The 18555-nt window shown below is 73.1% G+C and carries 16 protein-coding genes, 7 tRNA genes and 2 pseudogenes; 10 read left to right on the top strand and 15 right to left on the bottom strand.

The genetic code is table 11. From position 1 onward, the window contains the following. Nucleotides 1–196 precede the first annotated feature (196 nt). The 3 genes and pseudogenes from thrS to AB0E67_RS19475 form a co-directional block, all read right to left on the bottom strand. Nucleotides 197–2182: a threonine--tRNA ligase gene (gene thrS, locus AB0E67_RS19465; protein WP_362028133.1), complete on the bottom strand. Its 1986-nt coding sequence runs from the start codon at nucleotides 2180–2182 to the stop codon at nucleotides 197–199. A gap of 242 nt (nucleotides 2183–2424) precedes the next feature. Further along, nucleotides 2425–3207: pseudogene (locus AB0E67_RS19470) on the bottom strand (hypothetical protein); the annotation flags it as partial. A 120-nt stretch (nucleotides 3208–3327) separates the two neighbouring features. Beyond that, nucleotides 3328–3618, bottom strand: a pseudogene (locus AB0E67_RS19475) (DUF4365 domain-containing protein); the annotation flags it as partial. 188 nt (nucleotides 3619–3806) lie between these two features. Here AB0E67_RS19475 and AB0E67_RS19480 point away from each other — a divergent pair. Beyond that, nucleotides 3807–4532: an exonuclease domain-containing protein gene (locus tag AB0E67_RS19480; protein WP_362028136.1), complete on the top strand. Its 726-nt coding sequence runs from the start codon at nucleotides 3807–3809 to the stop codon at nucleotides 4530–4532. A gap of 84 nt (nucleotides 4533–4616) precedes the next feature. Here the strand turns inward: AB0E67_RS19480 and AB0E67_RS19485 are convergent. Together AB0E67_RS19485 and AB0E67_RS19490 are read right to left on the bottom strand one after the other, a co-directional pair. Continuing rightward, nucleotides 4617–4688: transfer RNA gene (locus AB0E67_RS19485), tRNA-Val, on the bottom strand. A 39-nt stretch (nucleotides 4689–4727) separates the two neighbouring features. Continuing rightward, on the bottom strand, nucleotides 4728–5174 hold the full coding sequence (locus AB0E67_RS19490) for an SRPBCC family protein (RefSeq protein WP_362028139.1): 447 nt from the start codon (nucleotides 5172–5174) through the stop codon (nucleotides 4728–4730). 92 nt (nucleotides 5175–5266) lie between these two features. On the opposite strand from AB0E67_RS19490, the gene AB0E67_RS19495 reads away from it, so the two are divergent. Beyond that, on the top strand, nucleotides 5267–7819 hold the full coding sequence (locus AB0E67_RS19495; protein WP_362028141.1) for a hypothetical protein: 2553 nt from the start codon (nucleotides 5267–5269) through the stop codon (nucleotides 7817–7819). A 473-nt stretch (nucleotides 7820–8292) separates the two neighbouring features. Here the strand turns inward: AB0E67_RS19495 and AB0E67_RS19500 are convergent. Then, nucleotides 8293–8364, bottom strand: a tRNA-Val gene (locus tag AB0E67_RS19500). Nucleotides 8365–8418: 54 nt separating this feature from the next. Further along, nucleotides 8419–8910 (bottom strand): TIGR02611 family protein, encoded by a 492-nt coding sequence (locus tag AB0E67_RS19505; RefSeq protein WP_362028144.1) that lies wholly within the window; start codon nucleotides 8908–8910, stop codon nucleotides 8419–8421. A gap of 190 nt (nucleotides 8911–9100) precedes the next feature. On the opposite strand from AB0E67_RS19505, the gene AB0E67_RS19510 reads away from it, so the two are divergent. Then, nucleotides 9101–9514, top strand: a complete 414-nt coding sequence (locus AB0E67_RS19510) for an SsgA family sporulation/cell division regulator (protein WP_003959770.1) — start codon at nucleotides 9101–9103, stop codon at nucleotides 9512–9514. A gap of 364 nt (nucleotides 9515–9878) precedes the next feature. Beyond that, complete coding sequence (locus AB0E67_RS19515) at nucleotides 9879–10451, top strand: CGNR zinc finger domain-containing protein (RefSeq protein WP_362028147.1); 573 nt, start codon at nucleotides 9879–9881, stop codon at nucleotides 10449–10451. A gap of 4 nt (nucleotides 10452–10455) precedes the next feature. Here the strand turns inward: AB0E67_RS19515 and AB0E67_RS19520 are convergent, their stop codons facing one another. From AB0E67_RS19520 to AB0E67_RS19530, 3 genes are all read right to left on the bottom strand, one after another. Continuing rightward, entirely contained in the window at nucleotides 10456–10611 is a 156-nt protein-coding gene (locus AB0E67_RS19520) for a hypothetical protein (protein ID WP_199883293.1), read from the bottom strand. A 247-nt stretch (nucleotides 10612–10858) separates the two neighbouring features. After that, nucleotides 10859–11881, bottom strand: a complete 1023-nt coding sequence (locus AB0E67_RS19525; protein ID WP_362028150.1) for a LacI family DNA-binding transcriptional regulator — start codon at nucleotides 11879–11881, stop codon at nucleotides 10859–10861. A gap of 152 nt (nucleotides 11882–12033) precedes the next feature. Next, nucleotides 12034–12489 (bottom strand): hypothetical protein, encoded by a 456-nt coding sequence (locus tag AB0E67_RS19530; protein ID WP_362028369.1) that lies wholly within the window; start codon nucleotides 12487–12489, stop codon nucleotides 12034–12036. 272 nt (nucleotides 12490–12761) lie between these two features. Between AB0E67_RS19530 and AB0E67_RS19535 the strand changes: the two genes are divergently transcribed. Further along, nucleotides 12762–13286: a DsbA family protein gene (locus tag AB0E67_RS19535; RefSeq protein WP_362028152.1), complete on the top strand. Its 525-nt coding sequence runs from the start codon at nucleotides 12762–12764 to the stop codon at nucleotides 13284–13286. A gap of 223 nt (nucleotides 13287–13509) precedes the next feature. On the opposite strand, the gene AB0E67_RS19540 is transcribed toward AB0E67_RS19535, so the two are convergent. The 3 genes from AB0E67_RS19540 to AB0E67_RS19550 form a co-directional block, all read right to left on the bottom strand. Beyond that, nucleotides 13510–14346, bottom strand: a complete 837-nt coding sequence (locus AB0E67_RS19540; RefSeq protein ID WP_362028155.1) for a GNAT family N-acetyltransferase — start codon at nucleotides 14344–14346, stop codon at nucleotides 13510–13512. 101 nt (nucleotides 14347–14447) lie between these two features. Beyond that, on the bottom strand, nucleotides 14448–15269 hold the full coding sequence (locus tag AB0E67_RS19545) for an aminodeoxychorismate lyase (RefSeq protein WP_362028157.1): 822 nt from the start codon (nucleotides 15267–15269) through the stop codon (nucleotides 14448–14450). Beyond that, complete coding sequence (locus tag AB0E67_RS19550) at nucleotides 15269–16318, bottom strand: chorismate-binding protein (RefSeq protein ID WP_362028372.1); 1050 nt, start codon at nucleotides 16316–16318, stop codon at nucleotides 15269–15271. The genes AB0E67_RS19545 and AB0E67_RS19550 overlap by 1 nt, the downstream gene beginning before the upstream one ends. 163 nt (nucleotides 16319–16481) lie before the next feature. Here AB0E67_RS19550 and AB0E67_RS19555 point away from each other — a divergent pair. The 5 genes from AB0E67_RS19555 (at nucleotide 16482) to AB0E67_RS19575 (ending at nucleotide 16928) form a co-directional block, all read left to right on the top strand. Continuing rightward, nucleotides 16482–16554: transfer RNA gene (locus AB0E67_RS19555), tRNA-Gly, on the top strand. Between the two features lie 38 nt (nucleotides 16555–16592). Continuing rightward, nucleotides 16593–16666: transfer RNA gene (locus AB0E67_RS19560), tRNA-Cys, on the top strand. 1 nt (nucleotide 16667) lies between these two features. Further along, nucleotides 16668–16739 (top strand) — tRNA-Val (locus AB0E67_RS19565). A gap of 19 nt (nucleotides 16740–16758) precedes the next feature. Then, nucleotides 16759–16830: transfer RNA gene (locus tag AB0E67_RS19570), tRNA-Val, on the top strand. A 23-nt stretch (nucleotides 16831–16853) separates the two neighbouring features. Then, a tRNA-Val gene (locus tag AB0E67_RS19575) sits at nucleotides 16854–16928 on the top strand. 217 nt (nucleotides 16929–17145) lie between these two features. Here AB0E67_RS19575 and AB0E67_RS19580 read toward each other — a convergent pair. After that, complete coding sequence (locus tag AB0E67_RS19580) at nucleotides 17146–17418, bottom strand: zf-TFIIB domain-containing protein (RefSeq protein WP_351525137.1); 273 nt, start codon at nucleotides 17416–17418, stop codon at nucleotides 17146–17148. Nucleotides 17419–17489: 71 nt separating this feature from the next. Next, the gene (locus tag AB0E67_RS19585; protein WP_362028160.1) at nucleotides 17490–18461 is read right to left on the bottom strand and encodes an aminoglycoside phosphotransferase family protein; all 972 of its coding nucleotides are present in this window, start codon (nucleotides 18459–18461) and stop codon (nucleotides 17490–17492) included. Nucleotides 18462–18555: the final 94 nt, after the last annotated feature.

Genomic DNA, 18555 nt, shown 5'->3' on the forward strand with positions numbered 1-18555 from the left:
CCGGCGTGGTCTGCGTCGCGGACCCCGCCGTACGGCCCGGCTCGGCGGCCCCCGCCGCCGCTCAAGCCCGGGTGTGGCCGCTCGCCGCGGGCGGAACGGCGCAGGGCCCCGGGGGCGGTCGTCGGCTCCCGGGGCCCTGCTCCCGCGCTCACCGGCGCGGGCCGTGTCCGGAAAGACGGGCTCCCGGACCGGCGGGTCACACCTGCACGCGGCGCTCCACCACGTCGACGAGCTTGGCGATCGCCTCGTCACGGGCGATGCCGTTCTCCTGCGAGCCGTCGCGGTACCGGAACGACACCGTGCCCGCGTTCATGTCCTCGTCGCCGACGATGATCATGAACGGCGTCTTCGCCTTCTGCGCGTTGCGGATCTTCTTCTGCATCCGGTCGGACGAGGCGTCCACCTCGACCCGCAGGCCCCGCTTCCGGGCCTCGGCCGCGAACTCCTGGAGGTAGGGGATGTGGGCGTCGCCGATCGGGATGCCGACCGCCTGCACCGGGGCCAGCCACACCGGGAACGCACCCGCGTAGTGCTCCAGGAGCACCGCGAAGAAGCGCTCGATGGAACCGAACAGGGCGCGGTGGATCATGACCGGGCGCTGCTTGGAGCCGTCCGGGCCGGTGTACTCCAGGTCGAAGCGCTCGGGCAGGTTGAAGTCGAGCTGCACCGTCGACATCTGCCAGGTGCGGCCGATCGCGTCCCGGGCCTGCACCGAGATCTTCGGGCCGTAGAACGCGGCGCCGCCCGGGTCCGGGACGAGCGGGAGGCCCTGCTTCTCGGCGACCTGGCGCAGCGTCTCGGTGGCCTCCTCCCACACCTCGTCGGAGCCGACGAACTTCTCCGGGTCCTTGGTGGACAGCTCCAGGTAGAAGTCGGTCAGACCGTAGTCGCGCAGCAGGTTCAGGACGAAGGTCAGCGTGCGGTCGAGCTCGTCCGCCATCTGCTCCTTGGTGCAGTAGATGTGCGCGTCGTCCTGCGTGAAGCCGCGCGAGCGGGTCAGGCCGTGCACCACGCCGGACTTCTCGTACCGGTACACCGTGCCGAACTCGAAGAGGCGGAGCGGCAGTTCGCGGTACGAACGCCCCCGCGCGTCGAAGATCAGGTTGTGCATCGGGCAGTTCATCGGCTTGAGGTAGTAGTCCACCCCGTCGTCGAGCTGCATGGGCGGGTACATGCCGTCGGCGTACCAGTCCAGGTGACCCGACTTCTCGAAGAGCTTGCCCTTGGTGGCGTGCGGCGAGTAGACGAACTCGTAGCCCTCCTCCTCGTGACGCCGCCGCGAGTAGTCCTCCATGGCGCGCCGGACGACACCGCCCTTGGGGTGGAAGACCGCGAGACCCGGGCCGATCTCGTCCGGGAAGGAGAAGAGGTCCAGCTCGTTGCCGAGCTTGCGGTGGTCGCGCTTGGCGGCCTCCTCCAGGAACTCCAGGTGCGCCTTCAGCTCGTCCTTGGTGGGCCAGGCGGTGCCGTAGATGCGCTGGAGCATGGGGTTCTTCTCGCTGCCGCGCCAGTACGCCGCGGCGTTCCGCATCAGCTTGAAGGCCGGGATGAACCGGGTGGTCGGCAGGTGCGGGCCGCGGCAGAGGTCCTTCCAGCACAGCTCGCCGGTCTTCGGGTCGAGGTTGTCGTAGATGGTCAGCTCGCCGCCGCCCACCTCGACGTCCGCGCCATCGCCCGCGGTCTCGACGGAGCCGGAGCCCTTGATGCCGATGAGTTCCAGCTTGTACGGCTCGTCCGCGAGCTCCTCGCGGGCCGCTTCGTCGGTCACGACCCGGCGGGAGAACCGCTGCCCCCGCTTCTGGATCTCCTGCATCTTCTTCTCGATGGCCTTGAGATCCTCGGGCGTGAACGGCTTCTCGACGTCGAAGTCGTAGTAGAAGCCGTCCTTGACCGGCGGGCCGATGCCCAGCTTGGCCTCGGGGAAGAGCTGCTGCACGGCCTGCGCCATGACATGCGCGGTCGAGTGCCGCAGGATGTTCAGGCCGTCCTCGGACGAGATCTCGACGGGCTCGACGACCTCGCCGTCGGCGACGACGTACGCGAGGTCCTTCAGCTCATCGGCGACCCGGGCCGCGACGACGGTGCGCTCGCCGGAGAAGAGCTCGGCGGCCGTAGTGCCCGTCGTCACCACGCGCTCTTCCCGCTCGGAATCGCGTTGGATGATCACACGGACGTCTGACACCGGTCTCTCCTGACTCAGGGGGAACGCACGCTCTCGTCGATGGGCGTGCGATACGAATCGTACCGAGCCGCGGGCGCCCTCTGCGAAACGGTTTGGCGGCGAAGCCCGCCACTCCCCCGGCGGGCACCCTCCCGGCCGGGTCCGTGCGGACGCCGTCGCGGGCGCACGGCCGGTGGTGCGCGCACGGCGGGAGGGGGCGGACGGCGCCATGCGCCCGCGCTCCCTTCCGTGCCCGGATGCCCCTCCTCGCCCGCGCGCTCCTCCTCGACGGAGTCGGCGCCGCCCTGGAGCGTCTTCATGAGCCGGTCGCACTCCGCCTCGTCGACCCGCACGGGCGCCACCCGCGAGAGCCGCGTCGGGCGCCGGAACCCGCCCCGGCTCTCCAGCCGGCCCTCCACCCGGACCGGCGGGCCCGCCAGATGCGCGTGGCCCGCGATCTCGTACGCCTGCTCGTCCGGCTCCAGCCGCACGTGGTTCACCTCGGCACCGGTCAGCACCCTCAACGGAACGACACCCGCACCACGCGGCCTCGAACGGCGCAGCCGGACGACGGTGCCGGTGATCCGGACGCGCACGGCGGACTCGTCCCGGAGGTAGCGGACGCCCGCCCCGTGCAGGGCGGGCAGGTCGCCGGAGGTGAACTCGACCGGCCCGGGGCGGGGCGTGCAGCCCTCGGGGACACCTGCCGCGGGCTCCCCGCTCCAGGGCGACGCGGGCCCCCTCCGGTCCCGGACCAGGGCGACGACGGCCTGGGTGAGCTCCCGCACGCACCGGCCGCGACCGCGTCGTCGAACACGTCGAAGCGGCCGGTCGCCCGCTGGTGGTCCACGGCCGGCCTGGTGGAACCGTACGCCGACGGCACGCCCCGCCCCGTCTCCGCGGGGACGAACGCGGTGGACCGGCGGCCGTCGGTCCGACGAGGACGCCCGCGAGGGCCGCCCGTGCCCGGCGGTGGTACGCCCCGTGGTAGCCGGCGCGGACAGCGCCGCGGCGAGCAGGACCCGCCGGGCGGCGGTGCGCATTTCCCCAGCCCCGGCCGGTCGACGGCCCCGGCCGGGTCGGCGGGGCGCGAACGGGGCGGCGGGGCGCGAACGGGCAACCGCGAGGGCGTCGTCGTCGCCGGGATCATGCGTCAGGCCGGCGCGTCAGGGCCTTCCTCCGGCCCCCACTCGGGCCGCGCTCTCGCAGAGCGCCCGGTCGTCGGAGATCCGCGAGGTGGGATGCGCACGGTGGTCCGGTTCCGGCCCGTCACCGCGTGCCCCGCCAGGTAGGTAGCAGCAGTGCCGCAGGGCGAGCTCGTCGGGACCGGCGCGCGGCCAGTCGTCGCGGACGCGGGGCCCGGTCATCACGACCAGGATCCGGTGCACCGAGACAGGCGTCCGGGCGAACTTCGCTGGATGGGCGTTGTCGAGGGTGAAGGCGGACGTCGCTCCCGGCTGGCGCGGAGAGATCCCCGGGCGGTGCCGATGGGTTCCTCGGTGGAGGGGCCGGGCAACTTCCTTGTCCCTCGCCCGAGTTGTCACCGCGCGGGGCGACCCGCAGACGGCGTACGGAACCACGGGCGCGGGTATCAGCGTTGCGGGCGGGGACCGCCATCCGCCTTACGGGTGCGAGGAGTTCGGGGATGACTCACTGGTACGAGGGGCCACTGGCCGCTTTCGACACGGAGACGACGGGCGTGGACGTCGAGGAGGACCGGATCGTCTCGGCCGCCCTCGTCGTCCAGGAAACGGCGGGCGGCCGGGTGCAGGTCACCCGGTGGCTGGTGAATCCGGGGGTTCCGGTGCCGCCTCCGGCCACCGAGATCCATGGACTGACGGACGATCACCTCCAGCGCAACGGCCGTTGGCCGGCACCGGTGATGGAGGAGCTGGCGCGTGCGCTGGCCGAGCAGTGCACGGCCGGGCGGCCGCTCGTCGTGATGAACGCTCCGTTCGATCTGACTTTGCTGGACCGCGAGTTGAGGAGGCACCGGGCATCATCTCTGGCCGGGCGCCTGCAGAACGTGCCGCTGTGCGTGCTGGATCCGCGCGTGCTCGACAAACATCTGGACCGATACCGCAAGGGGCGGCGGACACTCACCGATCTCTGCGCGCTGTACGGGGTGACCTTGGACGGCGCGCACGACGCCGCGGCCGACGCGACGGCATCGCTGGAGCTGGTACGGGCGGTGGGGCGGCGCTTCTCGTCCCGCCTGGAGCGGCTCACGCCGGCCGAACTGCACTCCTTGCAGGCGGTGTGGCACGCGGCGCAGGCGCGCGGCCTGCAGGCGTGGTTCGCGAAGAACGGCACGGAAGAGGCGGTGGATCCGGCGTGGCCGCTGCGCCCTGCGCTTCCCAGCGCGGCGTGACCCCGCCGAGACGCGTCGCGGGCTGCGGTGACACGACAACAGAGGCCGGTCCGTCGTTTCCGCTGACGGACCGGCCTCTCCCGGTGGGCGATACTGGGTTCGAACCAGTGACCTCTTCGGTGTGAACGAAGCGCTCTCCCACTGAGCTAATCGCCCGGGAACGGGTTGAACCATACAGGGCTCGGCGGCCCCGGTTCAAACCGCTTCCAGCCGGGCCGCGAGACCCCGGCGTCCGGCACGCATCATCAAGGCGTGGTTGGCCCGGAACACGGCGCGCCCGGGCACCGCGAGCAGCCGCATCAGCCGCCTGCGCACCTCCACCTCCTGTTCGTAGACGACCCGGCTGCCCGTGCCGCGCGCGGTGACCGTCCACCGGGCCCAGCCCTCCAGGTCACCGCCGAGCTCCGCCTCCAGTACCCCGGCGCGGGGGTCACGGAGCCGTTCGCGCATGGTCACGACGAGGCCGTACGGGAGGACCGATCGGATCCGGGTGGTGCGGGTGGCGGCATCGAGCGGGGTGACCTCGCGGACCTGCCGCCACCAGCGCGGGTAGTCGTCGGCCCGTTCGAGAACCGCGTAGACGGCGGCGGGCGGGGCGGGCAGGTCCCAGACGCTCGTGAAGCGGTAGTGGTTCCAGTCCATGCCCCCAGTCTCCGTGTCCGGCGTGTACTCATGCGGGGAACTGAGTATGCGCACGCATGTCCGATGCCGGGGCCACGGCCACACTCCCGTCCATGGAACACGTGCCGCCGCCCGCGGAGGAATTGGCGCTCCTCGATCACGAACTGGCCCGACTGGACGCCCGCCGGTCCCAATTGCTCGTCCGCCGTGCCTGGCTGGTGAGCGTGTTGTCGCGACCCGCCGTGCCGCCCACGCCGCCGTACGCCGCTGCGCCCGGACCGTCTCCGGACCGTCCGCCGGTCCCGTTCGCGGCCCCGCCCAGTGTGGACGCCGCGCCGGCCGGGCAGCGCGGCGTCCGCAACGTGCTGCTCACTCTGGGCGGCCTGCTGCTGGCGGTCGCGGCGATCGCGTTCACCCTGGTCAGTTGGGGTGAGATGGGCATCGTCGGCCGTTCGGCGGTGCTCGCGGTGGTGACGTTCGCGGCGCTGGGCGTGCCCGCCGTGCTGCTGCGGCGCGGGCTGCCCGCGACGGCGGAATCGGTCGCCGCGCTGGCGTCGGTGCTGATGGTGCTGGACGCGTACGCGCTGCACCGGGTGGCGGTGCCGGACGCCGACGGCCCCGGGTTCGCCGCAGTGGCCTCGGCAGTGCTGGCGGCGCTCTGGGCCGGGTACGGACTGCTGCTGGACCGACTGCGGCTGCCGCTGCCCCTGGCGGTGGTGAGCGCACAGTTCCCGCTGCTGCTCTGGGCGTGGTCGGCGGGGGCCGGGGCCTCGGCGTTCGGCTGGGCGCTGCTGGTGACGGCGGCGATGGACGGCGCGATCGCGTTGCGGGGCAAGGGTCTCGAAGTGCGGGTGACGGCCTGCACGGGGTGCTGGACGACGGGCCCGGTGGGGCTGCTGATCGGCCTGACGCTGTCGCTGACGTCCGGTACGGCGGGGGCCGCACTGGCCCCAACGGCGCTGCTGCTCGCGGGGGCGGCGGTCGCGGTGTCTGCGGCGTGGCGCGCGCCGACCGGGTTCGCGGTCGCCGGTGGTGTGGTGGCCGGGTGGTGCGCCGTGGCCGCGGTGGGTGGCGTGCTGCGCGCCGGGCAGCCCTGGGGCTGGTCGGTGCTCGCCTATCTGCTGTGCGGGCTGGCGCTGTCGGCAGTGGTGCGGGCCCCGCTGCCGCGCCGGGTCGGGCAGGGGGTGGTGTGGTCCTCCGCGTCGGTGGTCGCGGCGGCTGTGCTGACCTCGCTGCCTCCGGTCGTCCTGTCGCTGACAGGCGCGGTGTCACAGCTGGCGCGGGTGTGGGCGGGTGCGCCGGACGGCGGTGCCCGGGGCGCGCTGGGCGCGGCGGACCTGGCGTGGTCCCGGACGGGCTCGGCCCCCGTGGTGCTCGTGCTGGTGGCCGTCCTGGCCGGGGCGGCGCACCGGTGGTGGACGCGTGCGGCGCGGATCGTCGGCGCGGCGTCGGCGCCGGGCCCGGCGTGGCGGGGCATGGCGGGGGCCGTGGCGGTCGTGCTCGGCTGGACGGGGCTCGCCGTGACCCCGGCGGTGCTCGGGCTGTCGTACGCGGCGGCCGTGACGGTGTGGCTGCTGCTGGTCGTCGCACTGTTCGCGGGGGCGGTGCGGGCGCTGCGTCGCGGGAACGGCGCGGTGGGAACGGCCGCGCTGGTGTGCGGTCTGGTCGGCGCCGGGAGTACGGGGTTGCTGTCGCTCGCGGCGGAAGCGGCGACGTACGCGGTGTTCGGGGTGCTGCTGGTGGTGTCGGGGGCGGTCGCGGTGGTGATCGGCGACGTGGCGGCGTCGGCGGCCGGGGAACGGCCCGCGGCACCGACCGTCCGGGCGGTGCGGCGGGAGGACGTGCTGCACATCGCGCAGGCGGTGGCGGCGTGCGGGGCGGTCGCGTGCGCGACGGTGCTGGCCCTCGCGGCCGGGGCGTCGCTGGGGCTCGACGCGCACCGGGCGGCCCCGGTGGTCCTCGTCGTCCCCGCGCTGACCGTGCTGGCAGGGGCGTGGCTGCGGGGGCGGCCCCCGGCGCTCGCGGTGGAGGCCGCCGGGGCCGTGGCCGCGGTGGTGGCGGTCGGCATGGCGGTCCAGGACCGGGCGTTCCTGGCCCTGGTGCTGTCGCTGTGCGGGGTGCTGGCGGCGGGTACGGCCCTGCGGCCCGAGCGGCGGCCGGTGGCCGGATACGCGGCGACGGCGCTGTTCGTCCTGGCGGCCTGGCTGAGGCTGTCGGCCTCCGGCGTCCTCGCCCCCGAGGCGTACACCCTGCCGGTGACGGTGCCCGCGCTGGTGGTGGGCGTGCTGCGCCGCCGCCGTGATCCCGAGGCGTCGTCGTGGACGGCGTACGGGGCGGGGCTCGCGGCCACGCTGGTGCCGAGCCTCTTCGCGGCGTGGTCCGATCCGGACTGGCCGCGACCGCTGCTGCTGGGCACGGCGGCGCTGGTGATCACGCTGCTGGGTGCGCGGCTGCGGCTTCAGGCCCTGCTGCTGATCGGTGGCGCGGTGCTGGCCCTGGACGCCGTGCACGAACTCGCGCCGTACGTCGTCCAGGTCGTCGGCGTCCTGCCGCGCTGGGTGCCGCCCGCGCTGGCCGGAGTGCTGCTCCTGGTGGTCGGTGCCACGTACGAGCAGCGGCTGCGCGACGCACGGCGCCTCAAGGAGGCTCTGGGCCGCATGCGCTGACGGTCCGCCGTACGGGCCGGTCCGGTCGCCCCCACGGGCCACGGGCCGGCCCGCTCCCCCGCCCGTACGCCACAAACGCCCTGCCCCGGCACCACCGGAAGAGCGGAGGCGCCGGCCGAACTGTCCCCGACCCGAACGGAATTCAGCGAATTCCGTCGCACCGGCGGGGAATTGCGGCGGAGTTCGGCAAGTCGTCGGGGAACTGCGTTCAAGCGGTCCCGCGCACCGAACTCGCCGGGAATTCCGCTTGCCCGGAGGGCCGTTCCCCTAACAGTGCGCGAGGGAAATGCGAATGAGGCGCGCCGGGAGCCGCACCGGCCCGAGATTCGAACGACAGTTCCCGAACAAAGGACTCCGCCTTCGCTCACGCGAAGACGACGCGGGAATTCTCGACCGCGCCCGGCATCCGGCCATTCCGCACGACGCGGAGGGGCCCATGAGACACTTCGGTCTCATGGGCCCCTCCGTCCCGGTGGGCGATACTGGGTTCGAACCAGTGACCTCTTCGGTGTGAACGAAGCGCTCTCCCACTGAGCTAATCGCCCGGGCGCAGACCAAACATTACCCCATGTCAGCGGCCCCTCATGACCACCCCGGGGTCACTCGTGGATCTTCCAGGGCATGGTGATGCCGAACTTCCAGACGTAGACCCCCACCAGCACCGCTGCGATCACCAGGCCGATCACCGTGAGGATGACATTGCGCCGCCGGACCTTGGGGTCGAGGGCCCGCTGAGCGGCTTCGGTGACCTTCCGCCGGGTCCAGCGCAGGACCAGCTGCGCCCAGACGAACTCGGTCGCCCAGATCGCCATGCCGCCGAAGATCACCAGCCAGCCGGGGCCCGGCAGCGGCAGCATCACGATCCCGGCCACGACCACCGCGAGGCCGACCACGAAGACGCCGACCTGCCAGCTCAGGTGCAGGGCCCTGGATGCCTTGATGAAGCCGGGCGCCCGGGAGCCGAGCGCGCCGTCCTCCTTCGTCACGCTCCCCGAGGCGTCTCCGGGCATCCCCTCGGCCATGTCCCCCGTGACGGGTCCGGGCTTCGCCGCCGCGGCGTCACCGTCCCGCTCATCGCTCTCCGCATTCACGACAGCCAACCTACCGGAACGGACTTCATCACCGGAATGGCCGTATAACCCGAAGTTACACAGCGCCGTACGAGCGACCCGAAGGAACACAAAAAGGTCAGAGGGGTTTACAACGCCACCGTAGGTGGCATGTCGATTTCGCCGACGTGCGAATCCCCGAGCGCACACTGAGCGAAAGGCCCTGGCGCTTATGAACACCACGGTCAGCTGCGAGCTGCACCTGCGCCTCGTTGTGTCGAGCGAGTCATCACTGCCTGTACCTGCGGGCCTGCGGTATGACACGGCCGATCCTTATGCCGTGCACGCCACCTTCCACACCGGAGCGGAGGAAACGGTCGAGTGGGTTTTTGCCCGTGACCTCCTCGCCGAAGGGCTGCACCGGCCCACCGGCACCGGAGACGTCCGCGTCTGGCCATCCCGTAGTCACGGCCAGGGGGTCGTCTGCATCGCACTGAGCTCCCCGGAGGGCGAAGCCCTGCTCGAGGCCCCGGCACGGGCCCTGGAGTCGTTCCTGAAGAGGACCGACGCCGCGGTTCCGCCCGGCACCGAGCATCGTCACTTCGACCTCGACACGGAGCTCTCACACATCCTGGCCGAGAGCTGAGCCAGGCCGAGAGCTGCACGGCGCCGTCCGACTCGGGGAGACGGCGCCGCGCGGAAAACCACACAGGGTGACGCCGACGCCGTCATCACGGAATCCACCGTGGTGACGGCGTCGGCGTACGCCCCCCTCCGGAGCACACTGCCCTCCACCGCCGCCCGGCACCGCCCCGCCCTTCCCGGCCGCAGCGGCCCGCCCCGGGCCCGGACGAGCACTCGCCGTCCGGGACCCCCGCCCGGGCGTGGCCGGTATGCGCTCGTCGGGCCGTTCACGGGCCCTCTGGGCCCTCTGTGCGGCGGCACCGAGCCAGTAGAGTCAGCCGGCATCGACTGCGGGCGCCGCCCGCCGGAGGCCAGGGAGCGAAAGCGTGCTGATCCCCCACGACACCCGGATCGCCCTCGACACGGTGGTCGATCTGCTGAACACCGCACCGGCGAGCGGGCGGCCGGAGGGCGGGCAGGCCGACGGCCTCCCCGACGTCGCGGCGCTCTACGACTTCGCGCGCCGCCATCGCATCAGCGGCGTGGGCGAGCTGCACGAGAAGGACCTGCGGGCCGTACGGGACGTGCGGACGCGCTTCGCCACGATCTTCGCGACGGACGACGCGCAGACCGCCGCCACGCTCGTGAACGGCCTCGTGGCCGCCGCCGGCACCACACCGCAGCTCAGCAACCACGACGGCTACGACTGGCACGTGCACTACTTCGCGCCGGACGCCTCGATCGCCGACCACCTCGGGGCCGACTGCGGCATGGCGCTGGCCTTCATCGTGGTGGCCGGCGAGCAGGAGCGGCTGCGCCGCTGCGAGGCTCCGGACTGCCGGCACGCCTTCGTGGACCTCTCCCGCAACCGATCACGCCGCTACTGCTCGAGCCGCACCTGCGGTAACCGTCTGCACGTGGCCGCGTACCGGGCGCGCCGCAAGGAAGCGGCCGGCTGACCGCTCACAGCATGAACAGATCATGCAACGCGGCCATCAGCAGCAGGCTGCCGATCACCCCGAGGAAGATCATCAAAGGGGGCTGGGACAGCGCGAAGAGGCAACCACGCGGCTCTTCGGCAGGGCTTGCGGGGACATCGCCCCGGGAAGTGTCGACCATCTCGGAACGATCATGACGCACCTCGGAGCCTGCTCACTGCCAACCAGCCTCCCCAGAAGGGGAGTTCACCCGCTTCAGGGACACGTGCGTTCGCTTCTCCGTCCGATCATCCGCCAGCCATTCGGCCCGATGACCTGGCGGTAGCCCACTGTTGACGCCTACATCTCCCAACTTCGCCCTTTTCGAACCGAATTGGCGTACGTGGAATGGGCGTCCGACCGTGGCGGAGGGTCCGGGTCCGGCCCGGTCAGCTCACCGGCGGCGTGCTGGAGGCGCGCACCACGAGTTCCGGCCGGAGCACCACGCTGCGGTGCTCGTGCGTGCCGCCGGCATCGTCGGCCTCCTCCAGCAGCAGTTCCGCGGCCATCCGGCCCATCACGGCCGCGGGCCTGCGGACCGAGGTGAGCGGTACGGCAGCGGCGGCGGCGAACTCGATGTCGTCGTAGCCGACGAGGGCGACGTCGTGCGGCACCCGCACCCCCGCCGCGTACAGCGCCTGCAGCACACCGAGGGCGAGCAGGTCGTTGGCGCAGAACACCGCGGTGGGCCGGGGCGCCAGGCCGAGGAGCCGGGCCCCGGCGTCCCGGCCCGCCGCCACGTCCAGCCGTTCGCAGGGAATCTCGACGAGGGCCTCGGGCGGCAGTCCCGCGTCGGCGAGCGCCGACAGCGCGCCCTCACGCCGGTCCCTGATCTGCTGCAGGTCGTCGGGACCGCTGACGTAGGCCACCGAGCGGTGCCCGGAGGAGAGCAGGTGTCCGACGGCCAGGGCCCCGCCGCGCACGTCGTCGACGGAGACCGCGCACACGTCCGCACCGGACGCCACCCGGTCCACCAGGACGTACGGGATCCCGTGGCGGCGGAACGCCTCCAGGTTGCCACCGGTCGCGTCGGCCGGGGTGACCAGCACCCCGCACACCCGCTGCTCGGCGAAGAGGCCCAGGTACTCGGCCTCCTCCGACGGGCTCTGGTCGCTGTTGCAGACCATCACTCCGAGCCCGGCGTCCCGGGCGGCGCGTTCGGCACCCCGAGCCACGTCGACGAAGAACGGGTTGCCCATGTCGAGGACGAGCAGCGCCACGATCCGGCTGCGGCCGGCCCTCAGCTGGCGGGCCGACTCGCTGCGCACGTAGCCGAGCTCCTCGATGGCGGCCAGTACCCTGGTCCGGGTCTCCGGCGACACCGCCTCGGGCCGGTTGATCACATTGGACACGGTGCCCACGGAGACCCCGGCCTGCCGGGCCACGTCCTTGATCCCTGCCACGCGCGCCACTCGTCCTGCCCCACAGATGCCCTCCGCCGCGCCGGTGCGCGGCGTCGCCCCATCGTACGGAGCCGGTCGCGCGGGCTCGCGTCGCAGCTCCGGCGGGCCCGTCGGCCGGCCCCGCGCCGCCCCACCGGGTGGAGGGCGGGGCGGCGCGCCGATCAGATGCCGTGCTTCTTCAGAATGGCCTCGATGTCGCTGAAGTCGTCGTCGGGGGACGCGGACGACTGCCCGGTCCTCGTACCCGCAACCGGCTGCGTGCGGGCGCCCGGGGAGCCGAGCGAGGGCGCCGACGCGGCGGGGGCGACGGCACCGCCGCGCGCCGCCCGTTCGGCCGCCCTGCGTTCCTTTCGAGTGCCGGACCCCCGGCGTTCGACGGCGCGGGTCGTCATGAACAGCACCCAGGCCACGGCGAGCAGCCCGAAGCCGAGCCACACGCTCGGCTTGAAGGCGATCCCGGCGACCCACTCCACGACACCGGTCAGGACCAGGCCGATCGGCACCAGTGAGTAGGCGGCGATCCGGGTCGCGGCGAGGAAACGCTTCCGGTACGCGGTGACGGCGGCGATGCCCAGGCCCGCCGCGGACGCCGCGGAGCAGATGGTCTCGGCAAGCATCGGAGCCTCCAGGTACGAGCGGAACGTCTGACGCCCCACGAGAGAAACGTCCCTTCCATCCTGCACCGGCCGACGGCCGGGCGGCCACGGTCCCGGATCACTTCAGGGTGATCTCAGGGCCGGGATCCTCCCCAGGTGCCGATCCGGGCGCGCCCCGGGGAGGTTCCCCGGACGCCCCGAGGAGCACTCCGCCGTACCGGCGGTTCCCGGTACGGCTCCGGCGGCCCCGGAGCCGATTGGGCCGTCGCGGCGGGCCCTGCGAGACTGGCCGCATGAGCGATCCGACCCCCGCGGCCCCTCTCGTCCTCGACGTCTGGTGCGAACTCCAGTGCCCCGACTGCCACCGCGCCCTCTCCGACGTGCAGGCCCTGCGGGCCCGGTACGGAGACCGGCTGGAGGTGCGGCTGCGGCACTTCCCCCTGGAGAAGCACAAGCACGCCTACGCCGCCGCGCAGGCCGCCGAGGAGGCCGCGGCCCAGGGCCGGGGCCGGCCGTACGTCGAGGCGGTCCTCGCCCGCTGCGGCGACCTGGACCGCTCCGGTGAGCCGCTGCTGATCGAGGTGGCGCGCGAACTCGGCCTGGACGCCGAGGAGATGGACACCGCGCTGATCGACGGGCGTCACATGTTGATCGTCGACGCCGATCAGGCCGAGGGCAAGGCGATCGGGGTCACCGGGACCCCGACGTACGTGATCGGCGGCGAGCGGCTGGACGGCGGCAAGAGCCAGGACGGGCTGCGCGAGCGGATCGAGGAGATCGCCGACCGGCTGCTCGCCGAAGGCACCGGGCGGGGCTGACCCGCCGCACCACGCGGCCTCCGCCCGGGAACGGACCGGTGCCGAGAGGAGCGCCCGGGGCCCAGGCCGTGTCGTCGAAGTGCTCCCTGCCGTGCGACGCCCGGCGCACACGCTCGCAGTGCTGTCGGACCCGTCCTCGTACGTCCGGTACGAGGACGATCCCGGCACGTGGCGAGGCGCCGCGCCAGGCGTCGCGGGCCGGACTGGACTTTCGCAACACGTCCTAGAGGGGCTTGGTCAGGTGGCGGCGCGTGGTGCGGTAGCCGAGCGACTCGTACAGCCGCAGGGCCGGCGTGTTGGCGGCGAAGACGTGCAGTCCGAGGCTGCGGCCGCCCGCGTCCAGGGTGATGTGCTCCGCCCGCAGCATCAGGGCGCGCCCGAAACCGTGGCCCCGGTGCTCCTCCCCCACCCCGACGTCGAAGACGTACCCGGCCGGTCCGTCCCGGCCGGTCCCCCGCACCGTCACCCAGACGTACCCGACGACCACGCCGCCGTGGACGAGGACGTGGAAGTGCGCGCCCGCGGTGCGCAGGCCGTCCGGCAGATCCCGGGCGTGGTCGGACCGGGACTTGCGCATCGCCTGCTCGGCCGGGACGCCCCGCTCGGTCCAGGACCGCGCGTACGCCTCGACGGCGGTCTCGTGCCAGTGAGCGAACTCCTCGGGCGTCATCGGCCGGGCGGCGACGTCCTCGGGGAGCGGCGGCGCCGTCGGGCCGAGGTCCTTGGTCATGTTGCGGCCGCGCTCGGTGTAGCCGAGGGCGGCCGCCAGTCGTGCCGCCGCCTCGTTGCCCGCGGGCACCTCGACGGACACCCGGGTGCAGCCCCAGACGCGCAGCACCTCCTCGGCGGCGAGCACGGCGATGGTGCCGCGCCCGCGCCGCCGCGTCGGCTCGGCGATGCTCAGGGAGCGCAGCACACCGGCTGTCGTGCCGAACGCCGGATCCGTACCGATCTCGACGGTCCCCACGGGCCGTCCGTTGTCGCACACGTCGTACGCGCGGTTCCTCGCACCGTCGGTGCCTTCCCGAATCGGCCCGGTCGGCCGGATGGTGGTGGTCATCGGTGTTGTTCTATCCGTCGGCGCCCGGCTCGTCACCCCGTTTCACGGATTCGGTTCCGCGGACCCGGCACCACGGTCCGCGGAACCGCGGGTGAACACGTCTACGGGTCGAGGTCGTTCCCGGCCCGCTCGTCGAAGATCCGCATGGCCTTCGCGGTCGCCTGTCCGGGAGCCCCGGGCAGCTCCCGGCCGTCCACCCGGTGGACGGCCTGCACGTCGCGCAGGGTGGAGGTCAGGAAGATCTCCTCCGCCCGCTCCAGGACGTCGAACGGCAGGTCGGTCTCCTGGGCCCCCGTCCACTCCACGGCCAGCGCGCGGGTGATTCCGGCGAGACAGCCGGAGGCGACCGGCGGGGTGTGCAGCTGCCCGTCGAGCACGACGAAGACGTTGGACCCCGTCCCCTCGCAGAGCCGTCCGGCGGTGTTGGCGAAGAGGGCCTCCGAGGCGCCGTGCTCGTGGGCACGGGCGAGCGCCACGACGTTCTCGGCGTACGACGTGGTCTTGAGCCCGACCAGCGCGCCGCGCTCGTTGCGCGTCCAGGGAACGGTGATCACGGCGGTGCTGTCGGGGCGGCGGGTCGCCTCGCCCAGGGCGACGAAGAGGCCCGGACCGGCATCGCCGCGGTCGGAGCCGAGCGGCGAGACCCCACCGGTGTACGTGATGCGCAGTCGGCCCAGCGGCATCGGGTTGGCGCCGAGGACGGCGGCGCAGGCGCGGCGCACCTCGTCGAGGTCGGGCTCGGCCAGGCCGAGGCCGCGGGCCGAGCGGGCCAGCCGGTCGAGGTGGCGGGTGAGGGCGAAGGGCCTGCCGTCGACGGCCCTGACCGTCTCGAAGACGCCGTCGCCCACGGTCAGCCCGTGGTCGAACACGGACACCCGGGCCTCGTCGGCGTCCCTCAGTGCGCCGTCGACCCACATCCTCATCACGCGATTCCTCCAGTCGGTTCGTGTTCGTCAGTCGCTTCGTGTTCGCCCGACGCCACGGCGAGCAGCCGCGACGCCTTGAGTTCGGTCTCGTCCCACTCGCGCTCGGGGTCCGAGCCCCAGGTGATGCCGGCCCCGGTGCCGAACCGGAGGACCGGCGCGCCCCGCGTCCGGTCGATCCAGAAGGTCCGTATGCCGACGGCCAGGGAGGCCGTGCGGCGGTCGGCGTCGACCCAGCCGATGCCGCCGCAGTAGGGGCCGCGCGGCGCGGTCTCCAGCTCCTCGATGATGCGCAGGGCGCTGGATTTGGGCGCCCCGGTGACGGAACCGGGCGGGAAGGCGGCTGCGAGGAGTCCGGGCCACCCGGTTCCCTCGGCCAGCTCTCCGCGCACGGTGGAGACGAGGTGGACGAGGCCCGGATGCTTCTCCACCACGCACAGGTCGGGGACCGTGACCGATCCGGTGGCGCAGATCCGGCCGAGGTCGTTGCGGACCAGGTCGACGATCATCACGTTCTCGGCGTGGTCCTTGTCCAGGAGGTCGTCCTCGGTCCGCCCGGTGCCCTTGATGGGTCCCGACTCCACGGTGCGCCCGTCCCGGCTGAGGAAGAGTTCGGGGGACGCGGTGGCGATCTCCACGCCGTGCGCGGGCAACCGGATCGTTCCGGCGTGGGGGGCGGGGTTGCCGCGCGCCAGGAGCGCGGTGAGCGCGTCCACGTCCGCCGCCGGGTCGGGCAGTGCCGCGGTCAGCACCCGGCAGAGGTTGGCCTGGTAGACCTCGCCCGCCGCTATGTACGCACGGATCCGACGTACGCCCTCCGTGTACGCGGCCCGGTCCAGGGACGAGGTCCAGGCGTCGGCGGCGGGTCCGTACCAGGCCCCGCGCACCGGCGCGGGCACCTTCTCCGTACGCACGGTGTCGAAGCGCGCGCAGACGAGGCGGCCCTCGAAGTCGGCGGAAACGGCCCAGAAGCCGGACGATTCGAGGGCCGCGGGATCACTGGTCACGTCCCGCAGGCCGGACGCGACGAGACCGCCGAAGCGGGCCATGGGAGCGAGGTCGTGCACGTCGTCGAGTCTAGAACGGCGCACCCGGAGGGCTTCGGGGACGGACGCGCGCCAGCACGCTGCACAAACGCGTTTTTGTACTGGCCCGGGAATCCGCTAGAGTTCAACACGTCGCCGGGACGCGGAAGCGGACCGGGAAAGACAAGCGGACGTAGCTCAGTTGGTAGAGCGCAACCTTGCCAAGGTTGAGGTCGCCAGTTCGAACCTGGTCGTCCGCTCGCATGAAGGTGGGGGATCTTCCCGAGCCCTCACTCGTGGTGGAGTGGCCGAGAGGCGAGGCAACGGCCTGCAAAGCCGTCTACACGGGTTCAAATCCCGTCTCCACCTCCAAGGACGATTAGCTCAGCGGGAGAGCGCTTCCCTGACACGGAAGAGGTCACTGGTTCAATCCCAGTATCGTCCACTGGTCCGCAAGGATCCCCGCGCGATTAGCTCAGCGGGAGAGCGCTTCCCTGACACGGAAGAGGTCACTGGTTCAATCCCAGTATCGCGCACGCAGTACACGTGGGTTCACCCTGCGCGATTAGCTCAGCGGGAGAGCGCTTCCCTGACACGGAAGAGGTCACTGGTTCAATCCCAGTATCGCGCACCACCGAACCCCCGGTCGTCTTGGCGGCCGGGGGTTTTTCCGTTTCTGCGGCACGCCATGGTCTCCGCGTCACGCCCGTGGACGGCGGGCGGGGCGAGGCCTCGCCGCGGGCCCGGACGGGGTGTCCGGGCCCGCGGTGATCCGTCGGCCGGTGTCCCCACTGGGGAGAGTCCGGTGTCACCCGCGCGGGAGAACGGTGTCCGTCCCCGCAGGGCGGGGATCAGGACGAGAAGAGCATGCGGCCGAAGCTCTTGTGACGGTAGTGACCGCCGTGGTGCTGCGGCGCGCCCCAGGCGGGGGCCTGCGCGGCCGGGTATGCCTGGGGGGCGGGCGGCGCGGGCGGGGCCTGCTGCGTCCACTGCGCCTCGATGCGGGTCAGGGTCTCCAGCTCGCCGTAGTCGAGGAAGATCCCCCGGCAGCCGCTGCACTGTTCGATCTGTATGCCGTTGCGGTTGTAGGTGTGCATGGGTGCGTGGCACTTGGGACACTGCATGATTCGACTCTCAACTCCTCGCCGTCGGGTGGCCGCCGCCGGACGGCGTACCCGCCGACGGTCGGTTCAGCCTACGACGTGTGTCCGGCCGTCAACTCGGGTGGGAGGGAGGCTATTCGGACACAGGCGTCGATCATCGCCCGCTCCACCTCGTCCGGGGCCCGGCCCTCCGCCGCGGACTTGGCGTACGCCAGCGCGGCGGTCTGCACGGTCAGGGCCCGGGCCGGGACGTCCAGTTCGGGCCAGGGGTCGCCCCCGGCGGGTACGGCGGGTCCGCCCGCCGCCCGGTAGGCGTCGAGGAACCGCAGCCAGACGTCGGGCGGCAGCAGCCCGGCCGCGTACCAGGCGGCGGGGCGGGCGAGGTCCCAGGCGGGATCGCCGAGTCCGGCGTCGTCGATGTCGATGAGCGTCCAGGGGCCGTGCGGCGCGGGGTGGCGGACGAGTTGTCCGAGGTGCAGATCGCCGTGGCAGAGGAAGCACGCGCGGTGCGCGGGCGGCGGGGCCTCGCCGCGTGCCCAGCCGGGCAGGCGCTGCCAGGCCTCGAGTACGGGGGCGGTCGCCGGGTCGTCGGGCCGGGCGGCACGCATCCGGGCGACGGCGAGCGCAGCCTTGGCGGGTCCCCGCATGGGCGGGAGGGCGAGGGAAGGAGGGGGCGGAGTGCGGTGCAGCGCGGCGAGCAGCGCGGCCGCCTCCCCCCAGGGGGCCGCACCGGGATCGTCCGGGGCGACGGGCTCGCCGTACGGCCACAGAGTGACGGGGCGGCCGTGGAGAACCGCGGACGCCTCGTCGGGCCGGGGCCGCAGCGGGGCGAGCAGGATGCCGGTCAGCCGGGGGTGGTCGGCGAGGGCGATACGGGTCAGCAGGTCGGGGACGGGCGTGCCGGGGGCGTGGGCCTTGGCCACGACGGGTCCGCTGCGGACCACCGTTCCGTCCGCCCGGTCCGCGAGCGTCTCCGGCGGCGGGCAGGCGCAGGCGGTCCTGGACGGCGGATGGGCGGCTCGGTGGGCGAGGGCGCCCAGCGCCCGTACGACTGCGGTGGTCACGGTCTCCCCCGGGGTCGGACGGACGCGGGCCGGTCCGTGCGCGGCCCGGTGGTGGACGGATGCGGGCCGGTCCGTCGCACCGTGCCCGGCGACG

The organism is Streptomyces sp. NPDC032161 (genome assembly GCF_040636995.1).
GTDB lineage: Bacteria > Actinomycetota > Actinomycetes > Streptomycetales > Streptomycetaceae > Streptomyces.